Origin of the sequence: Cereibacter changlensis JA139, assembly GCF_003034985.1 — a bacterium.
Classification (GTDB): domain Bacteria; phylum Pseudomonadota; class Alphaproteobacteria; order Rhodobacterales; family Rhodobacteraceae; genus Cereibacter; species Cereibacter changlensis.
Map to the genome: position 1 here is coordinate 1 of NZ_PZKG01000265.1, position 2638 is coordinate 2638.

5 protein-coding genes and 1 pseudogene are annotated in these 2638 nt (G+C 68.2%); all 6 read right to left on the minus strand.

What is annotated here, in order from left to right; genetic code table 11:
• Window positions 1-223: pseudogene (locus tag C5F48_RS26280) on the minus strand (recombinase family protein); the annotation flags it as partial.
• Between the two features lie 8 nt (window positions 224-231).
• Window positions 232-567, minus strand: a complete 336-nt coding sequence (locus C5F48_RS26285; protein WP_245941557.1) for a recombinase zinc ribbon domain-containing protein — start codon at window positions 565-567, stop codon at window positions 232-234.
• A gap of 15 nt (window positions 568-582) precedes the next feature.
• Entirely contained in the window at window positions 583-942 is a 360-nt protein-coding gene (locus C5F48_RS26290) for a recombinase family protein (RefSeq protein WP_308812782.1), read from the minus strand.
• A 10-nt stretch (window positions 943-952) separates the two neighbouring features.
• On the minus strand, window positions 953-1492 hold the full coding sequence (locus tag C5F48_RS22985) for a cytochrome b/b6 domain-containing protein (RefSeq protein ID WP_107666025.1): 540 nt from the start codon (window positions 1490-1492) through the stop codon (window positions 953-955).
• Window positions 1493-1496: 4 nt separating this feature from the next.
• On the minus strand, window positions 1497-1751 hold the full coding sequence (locus tag C5F48_RS22990; protein WP_107666026.1) for a PepSY domain-containing protein: 255 nt from the start codon (window positions 1749-1751) through the stop codon (window positions 1497-1499).
• Between the two features lie 76 nt (window positions 1752-1827).
• Window positions 1828-2638 (minus strand): Lrp/AsnC ligand binding domain-containing protein (locus C5F48_RS26415; RefSeq protein WP_308812781.1); only part of this gene is annotated, 811 nt, incomplete at its 5' end.

Sequence of the window (2638 nt, forward strand, 5' to 3'; positions counted from 1 at the left end):
CCGGCGCTGTGGCGTCCGGGATCATCCGGACCTCGGAGACCAGCCCGCGCAAGGCAGACGCCGCTTCCAGCTTCACAGACGGATCGGACAGCGCCGCGGCGAGATCCGCGATCTTCTTACGATAGAGATCGGTCAGGCTCGGGTGCAGCCGCAGGGCAGGGGGCTCGGGATTGGTCGTGAGCTCCGCGGAGAGCCGCGTCTTCGCAGCCTCCAGATCCGCCATCTTCGCCTTCATCGATGGATGATACATTCCGTCCTCGATCGCCGAGAGGATGCCGGCGATCTTCTTCTCGACAGACCGAGATCGCGCTGCAGCTTGTCGCGCGCGGCGCCGGCTCCGGCCTGCGCCGCATTCCAGGCGCGGCGGTATTCCTCGACGAAGGCCGCGACGAGGTCGGGGTGCATCAGCCGGTCCTTTAGCCCGCCGAGCACGCGCGCCTCGACGGCCTCGCGGCTGATGGTCGCCCGGTTCCGGCACACCGCCTCCCCCTTGTTGCGCAGGGCCGAGCAGCCGTAACGCGTCTTGTTGATCAGCGTGTAGCTCGCGCCGCAACAGCCGCAGAGCACCAGCCCCGAAAGCAGCTAACTGGGGCGGCGGGCCCGTTCCGGCCGCATCCCACCCTCGCTGGCTGTCGCGGTCATGTCGTGGCGGACGAGGCCTTGCCGCTCCTTCACTTCTTGCCAGAGATCGTCGTCGATGATGCGCAGCTCGGGCACCTCCTCGATGATCCAAGCTTCGGGCGGGTTCAGCCTGGCCTGCCGCTTGCCGGTCGCAGGATCCTTGATGAAGCGTTGCCGGTTCCAGACCAGCCGGCCGATGTAGAGTTCGTTGTTGAGGAGGCCGATGCCGCGCTTGGCGTTGCCGGAGATGGTCGAAAAGCTCCAGTCGCCGCTGCCCGTCCCGGGACTGCGGATGCCTTCGGCGTTCAGCGCCGCGGCGATGGCCCGGGGCTCACTCCCGCCGTTTGCGTCCGGTGATCATGGCGCGCAAGAGGTTCTCGCGGTGCTGGATCCCGGCCAGCAGCACACCCGCCACATGAAAGGCCACCAGCGCGACGGTGCCGTTGGCCAGCGCTTCGTGCAGGTCCTCGATCCACTCTGCGCCCCAGAGCGCGTCCGTGGTCATGGCCCAGCCCGATACGGCGGTCGCCGCCGCCGCGGTGAGCAGCGCAAGCACCATGGCCCCTCCGGCCGGATTGTGGCCGAGGTAGCGTCGCGGGCGGCCGCGGGCGATCTCGGCGAGATAGCCGAGCGTGCGCGTGGGCCGGACGAGGAAATCGGCGAAGCGCGCGTGGCGGGGGCCGAGAAAGCCCCACGCAAGGCGGAAGAGCACCAGCGCGAGAATGAGATAGCCCACCGCCTCGTGCCTGTCGGTCCCCGCCTCGGCGAGCATCTCCCAGCCAATGCTCGCCGCGAGCGTCCAGTGGAAGATCCGGACGGCCGGATCCCACACCGCCACCTCGCGCGCCTGCGTGCGGGCGCTGTTTGTCATGGCGTCACTTCGTCCTGACGAGCTCGCCGCTCACCGGGTCGAAATAGGCCTCGACGCGCGCGCCCTCCTTGGCGCCCTTCACTTCCCAGCAGCCATCTTCCTCCTTGACCCCCTTCACCTCGTAGCCCTGGCTTTGCGCTAGCGCGGTGATCTGCTCCTTCGTCATCCACTGGTCCTTGGGGTGATCGACGCAGATGTCGGCGGCAAGGGCGGGGGCGGCGACCAGGAGGGTCGCGCCGAGGAACAAGATCTTGCGCATGTGATGTCCTTTGCGACAGTTTCGGATGCGAAGGGCAGGGCCCTCCGGTGGCGCGGGTTGGCGCTGACCTCCGGCCTTACCGCCCACACTGCCGACCTAGGGGTCGAACCTGACAGCAACCTGTCGGCGGCGACGAAAGGCGCCTCCCCGAACGGAGGCGCCTCCGCCGCCAACTTGGCGAAGCCTCCGCCAGCCGGGGGACAAGAACGCAGCGCGGCCAGGATGACCCGCCGCGGCGATATGCGACCGGCTTGCCTTTTCCCGCGCGCAGCTCGGCGGATCGGCGAGCCTGTGGCGTCACAGGTCGGTCGTGTTTCACCGGATAGGCGGTCGTCGACTTGATGCATTCCATGGCGAATTGCGAGGTGACGTTCTTCAGCGCCAGCGCCGAGGTCAGGCGTTTGTAGAAGCCGTCGAAGGCTGCCATGTCCGGCATCACCACCTTCAAAAGGTAATCCACGTCGCCCGCCATGCGGTGGACCTCGACCACCTCGGGCAGGGCGGTCACGGCGCGGGCGAAGGCCTCGCGCCATTGCGGCGAGTGGTCGATGGCTTCGATCTCGACGAAGACCGTCAATCCCAGCCCCAGTCGCGCCGGATCGACCAGCGCCACCGGCGGCTCGGCGAGGATCGACACCGACGGCACGACGATGTCGAACTTGTCCTCGCCCAGCTCTTCCAGCGCAAGATAGGCCTCGTTCTCCCAGGCCAGCAGCACGTCGCCCAGACCGCGCTGCGCGAAGGTCGTGGTGGAACCGCGCGCCCCGGTGTCGAGCACCGGCACGTTCCGGTAGAGCTTGCCCACGAAGTCCTTCGGGTCCTGCCCGTTCTTCTCGGCCCAAGCCCAGGCGGCGAGGTAGTTCCACCGCGCCCCGCCCGAGGTCTTC